The 8318-nt window shown below is 34.5% G+C and carries 10 protein-coding genes; 9 read left to right on the top strand and 1 reads right to left on the bottom strand.

Annotation, left to right across the window (positions count from 1 at the left end; genetic code table 11):
* The 9 genes from EA412_14805 to rlmN form a co-directional block, all read left to right on the top strand.
* A partial coding sequence (locus EA412_14805) for an MFS transporter (protein TVR75805.1) occupies positions 1-1074 on the top strand: 1074 nt, incomplete at its 5' end.
* 127 nt (positions 1075-1201) lie between these two features.
* Positions 1202-1537: a hypothetical protein gene (locus EA412_14810; protein ID TVR75806.1), complete on the top strand. Its 336-nt coding sequence runs from the start codon at positions 1202-1204 to the stop codon at positions 1535-1537.
* A complete protein-coding gene (locus EA412_14815) occupies positions 1525-2121 on the top strand; it encodes an SIS domain-containing protein (protein TVR75807.1) in 597 nt (198 codons plus the stop codon). The genes EA412_14810 and EA412_14815 overlap by 13 nt, the downstream gene beginning before the upstream one ends.
* Before the next feature lie 65 nt (positions 2122-2186).
* Complete coding sequence (locus tag EA412_14820) at positions 2187-2969, top strand: 3-deoxy-8-phosphooctulonate synthase (protein TVR75808.1); 783 nt, start codon at positions 2187-2189, stop codon at positions 2967-2969.
* 41 nt (positions 2970-3010) lie between these two features.
* Positions 3011-4414, top strand: coding sequence for a 23S rRNA (uracil(1939)-C(5))-methyltransferase RlmD (gene rlmD, locus EA412_14825; GenBank protein TVR75809.1), 1404 nt, complete (start codon positions 3011-3013; stop codon positions 4412-4414).
* A 70-nt stretch (positions 4415-4484) separates the two neighbouring features.
* Positions 4485-4847: a cytochrome c gene (locus EA412_14830; protein TVR75810.1), complete on the top strand. Its 363-nt coding sequence runs from the start codon at positions 4485-4487 to the stop codon at positions 4845-4847.
* Positions 4825-5970 (top strand): saccharopine dehydrogenase, encoded by a 1146-nt coding sequence (locus tag EA412_14835; protein TVR75811.1) that lies wholly within the window; start codon positions 4825-4827, stop codon positions 5968-5970. The genes EA412_14830 and EA412_14835 overlap by 23 nt, the downstream gene beginning before the upstream one ends.
* Positions 5967-6437: a hypothetical protein gene (locus EA412_14840; GenBank protein ID TVR75812.1), complete on the top strand. Its 471-nt coding sequence runs from the start codon at positions 5967-5969 to the stop codon at positions 6435-6437. Before EA412_14835 ends, EA412_14840 begins: the two co-directional genes overlap by 4 nt.
* Positions 6438-6455: 18 nt before the next feature.
* Entirely contained in the window at positions 6456-7502 is a 1047-nt protein-coding gene (gene rlmN, locus EA412_14845) for a 23S rRNA (adenine(2503)-C(2))-methyltransferase RlmN (protein TVR75813.1), read from the top strand.
* Here rlmN and EA412_14850 read toward each other — a convergent pair.
* Entirely contained in the window at positions 7499-8212 is a 714-nt protein-coding gene (locus EA412_14850) for a ComF family protein (GenBank protein TVR75814.1), read from the bottom strand. The two genes, rlmN and EA412_14850, sit on opposite strands and share 4 nt — an antisense overlap.
* Between the last annotated feature and the right edge of the window lie 106 nt (positions 8213-8318).

Consider the following 8318-nt stretch of genomic DNA (forward strand, 5'->3'; position numbering starts at 1 on the left):
TTAACTGACAGCAGAATTGGTCAGCTTTATGGAGCAGCTACATTAACCAGTGCGCTTGTTCTTACTTATACCGGTAGATATATTGACAAAATATCGTTAAAAAAGTATTTGATATTAGTGGTAGTAGGTTTTGGATTAGTAAACATCCTTTTAGGTTTTAGTTACTCCATTTTAATGGTTTTTATTTCAATTTTTGGCCTCAGACATTTTGGACAAGGTTTGATGAGCCATACTTCTATGACAGTTATGTCAAGATATTTTGAGGCAGCAAGGGGAAAAGCACTCAGTTTTGCTGCTTTTGGATATCCCCTCGGAGAGGCTCTCATGCCAAGTCTGGTTGTTATTCTGATTGGGCTTTTTGACTGGAGATTGAGCCTTATTATTATTGGTTGTTTTATCCTATTTTTCGTTTTGCCGGTCCTTTTTCAATTGGAAAAAAAGATACCCAAACTAAAAGCAGTTACCGGAGAAAAAGTAAATACAGAAAGGGCATGGGGCCAGTTAGATGTATTATCAGATAAGCGCTTTTATATAATAGGGCCAAATATCTTCAGTATGTCTTTAATCATTACTGCAATCCTTTTTTATCAACTTTCATTAGCAGATTTTAAAAACTGGTCGCATACATGGATGGCGGGTTCATTAATTGGCTATGCAATCTCCGGCACTGCTTCTATTTTTTTATCCGGTTGGTTGATTGATAATTTCAGTGCTAAAAAAATATTTCCCTTTTTTCTTCTACCCATGGCTTTGGGCATATTTATTTTATCCGTTTCTGACCACCAGTTGTCTTACAGTATATTTTTAATATTAGCCGGTGTTTCAACAGGCATTGGAAGTCCGGTTAAAGACGCTGCCATAGCTGAAGTTTATGGTGTAAAAACCATAGGTACTGTGAGAAGTTTGTTTACTGCTTTAATGGTTCTAAGTACAGCAATCGGACCGGTATTAATTGGTTATTTTATTGATTTTTATTCTTTCAATCATGCTTTTTATGTTTGTATTGGCTTAATAGGTTTAAGTTTTCTACCGGGTTTATTATTTCTAAAGAATGAAAGGCTCAAAAAAAGCTAAAATCATTTTTTACAGAAAGCTTTTTTTCAATACTTTTTGAAAAGTAAATTCAAAAGGGAGCACCTTTAAAGTTCAGAATTCAATTATTTTGAGCTTCTTTACTTTATATTTGTGAGAAAAATATGCAATGGGATTTGATTTAAATAAAGAAAAGTTAGAAATTTTTGTAGATATTGATGATACTATCTGTCTTACAGATGGCATGAATTATGAGGCATCAAAACCTATAACGGAAAACATCCGGAAAGTTAACAAACTTTATGACGAAGGGCATTATATAGTTTACTGGACCGCCCGGGGGATGAAATCCGGATTGGATTGGACAGAACTCACTACCCGCCAATTAAAAGAGTGGGGAGCAAAACATCATGAGTTGAGACTTACAAAGCCTTCTTATGACATATTTATTGATGATAAAGTTTTAAATACCCGGGATTGGGAAAAGGGAAAATGGATAAAGTAAAGTTAGATAGAGCCAGGCAAATATTGGAGCATGAAAGTAAGGCGATTTTAAATATTCCAATAGACAACTCTTTAATTAAATCTGTGGAAATAATTCTGGGCTGTAAGGGCAAAGTCGTCCTTAGTGGTATGGGCAAGGCAGGTTTAATTGCAAGAAAAATAGCAGCTACATTATCTTCTACCGGAACTCCTTCTATGTATTTACATCCCGGAGAAGCACAGCATGGGGATTTAGGAGCTTTACGTTACGGGGATGTACTTATCATTTTATCTAATTCCGGCAAAACCAGAGAAGCGCTTGAATTGGTTAGTTTATCCAGAGAATTAATACCGGAGGGAATTTCAATTATTGTGATTACATCAAATACTGACAGCCCTTTAACAAAAGTAGCAGATGTAACTTTATCTATCGGAAATGCTACTGAGGCTTGTTTTTTAGGGATGGCACCCACTACGTCTACAACCTGCATGCTGGCCGTAGGAGACGTTTTAAGTTTACTGGTTATGGAGGAAAAAAAGTTCACCAAATCTGATTTTGCAAAAAGGCATCATGGTGGTTACCTTGGAGAAAAATCCAAAGACTAAAACTAGTTATATGTTTAAAATATCAGTTTAATTGTATTATAATTATCTTTCCTCAAAATGTAAAAATGAAAAAGCTTACTATTATTTCCGGCCCGTGTGCAATAGAAAATGAAGACACTCCGCTATTAATAGCTGAAAAGTTAAAAAAACTTAGTCTTTTGCTGGACTTCAATCTCATTTTTAAAGGTTCGGTAAAAAAAGCAAATCGAACAAAATTAGATTCATTTACCGGCATTGATGAGGATGAAGCTTTGAGAATACTGGAAAAAGTTAAAACAGAATTTGAAATACCGGTAACAACAGATATACATGAAAGTGCAGATGCAGAAAAATATGCCTCTGTTGCAGATTGTCTTCAAATACCGGCTTTTTTATGCCGCCAGACAGATTTGTTAATTGCTGCCGGTAATACCCATAAAGCTGTGAGTATTAAAAAAGCTCAGTTTGCTTCTGCTGAATCCATGAAATTTGCAGTTGATAAAGTGCGCAGCACAGGAAATGAAAATATAATGCTAATAGAAAGGGGTACTTTTTTTGGCTATCAGGATTTAGTGGTTGATTTTCGAAATATACCTTTATTAAAGAAAATAGGTTTTCCGGTAATTGTAGATTGCACGCACTCACTTCAAAAACCCAATCAGTCTGAGGGAGTTACAGGAGGCAGTCCGGTTTTTATTAAAACCATAGCAAATGCAGCTATGGCAACAGGTGCAGACGGTCTCTTTTTAGAAGTACATCCGGAACCGTCTAAAGCAAAAAGTGATGGTGCAAATATGTTACCTTTGGAGCATTTAGAAGAAGTTTTAAAAAAAGCAAAGGACATTTTTAATCTAATGAATGAGGATTAAATACTTAGGTAAAAAACGGAAGTAAAAATTTGCAGCAAACTATGAAACGAGCACCAAAAATAATCGAAAATCTTGAAATTGTCAGCTTAGCCAATAATGGAAAAGGAGTTGGTAAACATGACGGGAAAGCATATTTTATAACTGCCGTAGCTCCGGGAGATTTAGTAGATGCGAGATTAACTAAAAACAAAAAAGCTTTTGCAGAAGGAGTAATTTACAAAATGATAAAACCCGCTGCAAATCGTGTGACTCCCTTTTGTGAGCACTTTGGTGTTTGTGGAGGTTGCAAATGGCAGCATTTAGACTATAAAGATCAGGTTTTTTGGAAAAAACAAATAGTCGAGGATGCCTTTCAAAGAATTGGTAATCTTGAATATCCGGAGCCGGAACCCGTTTTGGAATCAGAAAAACATGCTTTTTACAGAAATAAGTTAGAGTTTAGCTTTTCCGATAGCCGTTGGTTTACTGATGAGGAAATTAAAAGTGGAGAAGATCTTGAAGATAATGGAGCTCTTGGTTTTCATATTCCCGGAAGGTTTGATAAGGTGCTGAATATAAATAAATGCCATCTTCAGCAGGAGCCTACTAACCAAATCAGGAATAAAATTTATCATTTTGCCAAGTTGCATAACATCCCATTCTTTAATATTCGTAAACAGGAAGGACTTTTAAGAACTTTAATTATTCGGATAAGCTCACTTGGTGAAGTAATGGTCATACTCACCTTTTATCATAGGGATGAAGAAAAAATCCATTTAATAATGGAATATTTAAAAAATGAAATCCCGGAAATCACTTCCCTTAATTTTGTTGTCAATCCAAAAGGAAATGATACTATCACCGGATTAAAGGCTGAGCTATATTCCGGAAGAGCATATATAATTGAAAAATTGGGTAACGTAAAATATAAGATAGGAACTCACTCATTTTTCCAAACAAATTCTTTGCAGGCTGAGAAAATGTATGCTTTAATTAAAGATTGGATAGAGTTAAAGGGAAATGAAAATATTTTAGATCTGTATACCGGATTAGGTAGTATTGCCCTTTATGTTTCTGATAAAGCAAAATCAGTTGTAGGAATCGAGAATGTTGAAGAAGCTATCGAAGATGCTAAAGAAAATGCACGATTTAACAATATTGAAAATTGCACTTTTTATGCAGCTGATGTAAAAGACTTTTTTAAAGATTCAGACTTTAAAGACTTTTTAAAACCGGATGTCATCATTACAGACCCTCCCAGAGCAGGAATGCACCCGGATGTTGTAGATACATTAAATCAAATTAAGGCTGAAAAAATTGTTTATGTAAGTTGTAATCCGGCAACACAGGCAAGAGATTTGGCTTTATTAAGTGATAATTATGAAATTATCAAGTGGATGCCAATGGATTTATTTCCGCAGACTCCGCATGTAGAAAATTTAGTTTTACTTAAACTTAAAAGTTAATTATAGAACAATTGATTTTACTGAACCGAAGTATGAATTTTATGTTAGTTTATGAAGTAATAATAAAAAAATGAAAAAGAAAGCTTATTTATTGATAACACTGTTTTTCGGGCTTCTTTTAGGCTTGTATAGCTGTGGAGGTGAAAGTAATCAAAGAGGTGTTCACAGGCCTGAAGCACCCAATACAGCAAACCTGACTGCTCAGCAAAAGGAAGGCTTGAGAATTTATGATATTCATTGTAAAACCTGTCACGGAGCAAAAGGAAATCTTAAGCTAAGCGGAGCTTCTGATTTAACCATTTCAGTATTGTCCATGGAAGAGTCAATAGAAGTAATATCAGAGGGGAGAGGGGCAATGATGCCATTCAAAATATTTTTAAATGAAAGTGAATTAGAAGCAGTGGCTTCCTATGTACATCTTTTTAGAAATTAAAAATATGAGTAAAAATATTTTAATCTTGGGGAGCGGAATGGTTGGTTGTTTGATAGCAGTTGAGCTTCATAAAAATCATAAAGTAACTGTAATTGATGCTTCATCCGAAAACTTAAAGAGCTTAGACAGTTATGAAGATATCAAAAAAATACACCGGCGGGTCAATTTTGATGATATGTCAGAATTAGAAATCGATAAATATGATTTAATAGTTGGAGCTCTGCCAGGCAGTATTGGCTTTAAAACAGCCCAAAAAGTTTTAGGTCTAGGAAAAAATTACATAGATATTTCTTTTTTTCCGGAGGATCCGCTTCAGTTAGATGCATTAGCAAAAGAAAAAAATGTAGTTTTTATTCCGGATATTGGGGTTGCGCCCGGACTCAGCAATTTAGTTGCAGCTAATTATGCATACAATCATTCAATTAATTTTTTTAAATGCATGGTTGGGGGATTGCCCAAAACCAGAAATTGGCCATTTGAGTATAAAGCTCCTTTTTCTCCTTTGGATGTAATTGAAGAATATATCAGACCGGCGCGTATTAAAAGAAATGGAAAGGAGGTTGTTTTTGACCCGCTGACTGAAATTGAAAATTTCGATGTAAAAAACATAGGTACTTTAGAATGTTTCTTATCAGATGGTTTGAGAACATTACTTCATACTTTGGATATTGAAAATATGGAAGAAAAAACAGTCAGATATCCGGGTTATGCGCAAAAAATTCAGATGTTCAAATCGCTTGGATTTTTTGATGAGCAGAAAATTGAAGTTGACGGGCAAAGTATTACTCCAAGAGAATTTACGAGCAAGCTTCTTTTTGAAAACTGGAAGTTAGGTGAAAATGAAGAGGAATTTACTTACATGAGAATTGATATGCATTCCGATAAAAAGAAGTTTCAATTTGAGCTGTATGATGACACCAAAGATGGATTCAGTTCCATGTCGAGAACTACGGGTTACACATGCACTGCCGTAGCTGAAGCCTTTCTGTCGGGTAAGATAAAGCCTGATGCCGGAGTTGTCCCACCGGAATACTTGGTAAAAGACAAAAGTGCTTATGCGTTTATATTGAACTATTTAAGCAATAAAGATATTAAGATTCATGTTACTGAAACGGAATTATGAGACTATACAAAAGCAAAGATGAAAAGGGTTTGCAAAAATCTGAATGTTTATTTATTTCTGACGGAAACTTTGTTTTTAAGGCGATAAAAGAAGACGATGAGAGTTATCAGCCCGGAAACTGTGAGCTGATAATTGAAGGTAGTAAAGTGTACAGGCCTAAAAATCCTACTTCAAAAGAAAAGGGTTCCTGCATTAATATTATCAAAGGAAATAAAGTTTATTTTTCTGACGATGATAAGGGAGAAAAGTTAGGTGAAATACATTTCATCATCGAGAGTAACAATATCTATGGAGCTGAATCTGATTATAATGTTAAAAGCAGGCTTCAGTATGTTATTGAAGACAACAAGATATTCAGAATGAATTTGAATCGCTACGGTGAGGAAGAGAAAAAATGTATTTTAATTGCAGAAGATTTGTTGTACCGCCAGGTAATTTTGGCTGTTTTGACAAATTTCTTTGTTTGAGTTTGAAAGGATTGTGATATGGAGTTAGAAATGAAAAAAGATATTCGTGCTTTAAGCATTGAAGACTTAGGTGAAATTTGCCGGGAAAATGGACAACCCCTTTTTCGGGCCAAACAAATCTATGAATGGCTATGGGCAAAAGCAGTTTTTACTTTTGATGAAATGACAAACTTACCTAAGGCTTTCAGGAGTTTTTTACAAGAAAACTATGTGATTAATAACATTACTATTAACACCCGCCAGGTTAGTAATGACGGAACTATAAAATTCACTTTCCGACTATTTGACAATCATTTGATTGAAGGTGTGATTATACCTACAGATACCAGGTTAACGGCCTGTGTTTCCTCTCAGGTTGGTTGTAGTTTAAGTTGCAGCTTTTGTGCTACCGGTTTTATGGGAAGAAAAAGAAATTTAAATTTTGATGAAATTTTTGACCAGTATATCATCATGAATCAGGAAGCTATGGATGCTTTTGGTAAGCCACTGACCAATATTGTCTATATGGGAATGGGCGAACCTCTTTTAAATTATGCTAATGTTTTAAAGTCCATTGATTTTATTTCAAACCCGGAAACTATAAATTTTTCACCCAAGCGAATTACTGTTTCAACTGCCGGAATTGCTAAAATGATTAAAAAACTTGCTGATGATGAAGTCCGCTTTAATCTTGCATTGTCATTACATGCTCCCAATGATGTGAAACGTGATAAAATTATGCCGATTAATTCATCAAATAATCTGGAGACGCTAATTGAGAGTTTATTATATTTTTATCAAAACACAGGGAATAAAATGACTTTTGAGTATATACTTTTAAAAGATTTTAATGATACTAATGAAGATGCTCATGAGTTGATAAAACTTTGTCAGAGAGTCCCGGCTATAATTAATGTGATTGAGTATAATCAAATTGATGAAGCTGATTTCGAAAAAACCAGTGAATCTTCCAGAGATAAGTTTATCACGCTTCTTGAAAGAAATAGAGTGACTGCAAAAGTTAGAAAAAGCAGGGGAAAAGATATAGATGCAGCTTGTGGTCAGTTAGCAAATAAAACCACTTAACTGCTTGAAAATCCGAGTACAACTATACTTAAGGTGACATTTTCTATTTTCTGTAAATTCAGTAAACAAGCTTCGAGAGTACTTCCCGTTGTAACTACATCATCTACTATTAGTAAATGTTTTCCGGTGAATTGATCGAAATTTTCAATTTCAAAAATACGATCTACATTATCCCATCTTTCAAAACGGCTTTTTTTTGTTTGTGAAACATTGTACTTCACTCTTTTGAAATTTTGCGTTTCCAGTGGTACTTTTAATATTTTTGAAATACCTCTTGCTATACAGTCTGCCTGATTGTAACCTCTTACTTTTTTTCGTTTGGGATGCAATGGAACCGGGACTACATAATCCGGCATGTTAAAATATCTATCTTCCAGTAGCTTTTCCCCAAGCCATTTTCCACAGTATTCGCCGGCAGATAGCTTACCCCTGTATTTTATGTTATGAATGAGTTGCTGAACTTTAGTGCCTTTCTTATAGTAAAATAAGGCAACGGCTCTGTGAATATCTACGCGTCCCCAAAATAATTGTTCAAAAGGATTGTCTTTAAACTGCCAAAAAGAAGTTTTAGGCAAACCTGAAATACAATGTAAACAAATTTCTTCTTCATTTTTTTGAAGCACTTTACTGCATGCAGCACAGTTTACCGGAAAAAACAACTTGCTGAAATCAGTACTAAACTCTTTTATGGAAGAAAAAATAGCATTCATTTTCTTGTATTCTGAACATTAAGTTACGAAAAAAATAAATATTAATAAAGGAGATTTGGTTGAATTTTTGAGGGATAAAATTTTTATCCCACCACTTAAATCTGTC

It is taken from the genome of Chitinophagaceae bacterium, from assembly GCA_007695095.1.
In the GTDB taxonomy this organism is placed as follows: Bacteria; Bacteroidota; Bacteroidia; order Chitinophagales; family REEL01; genus REEL01.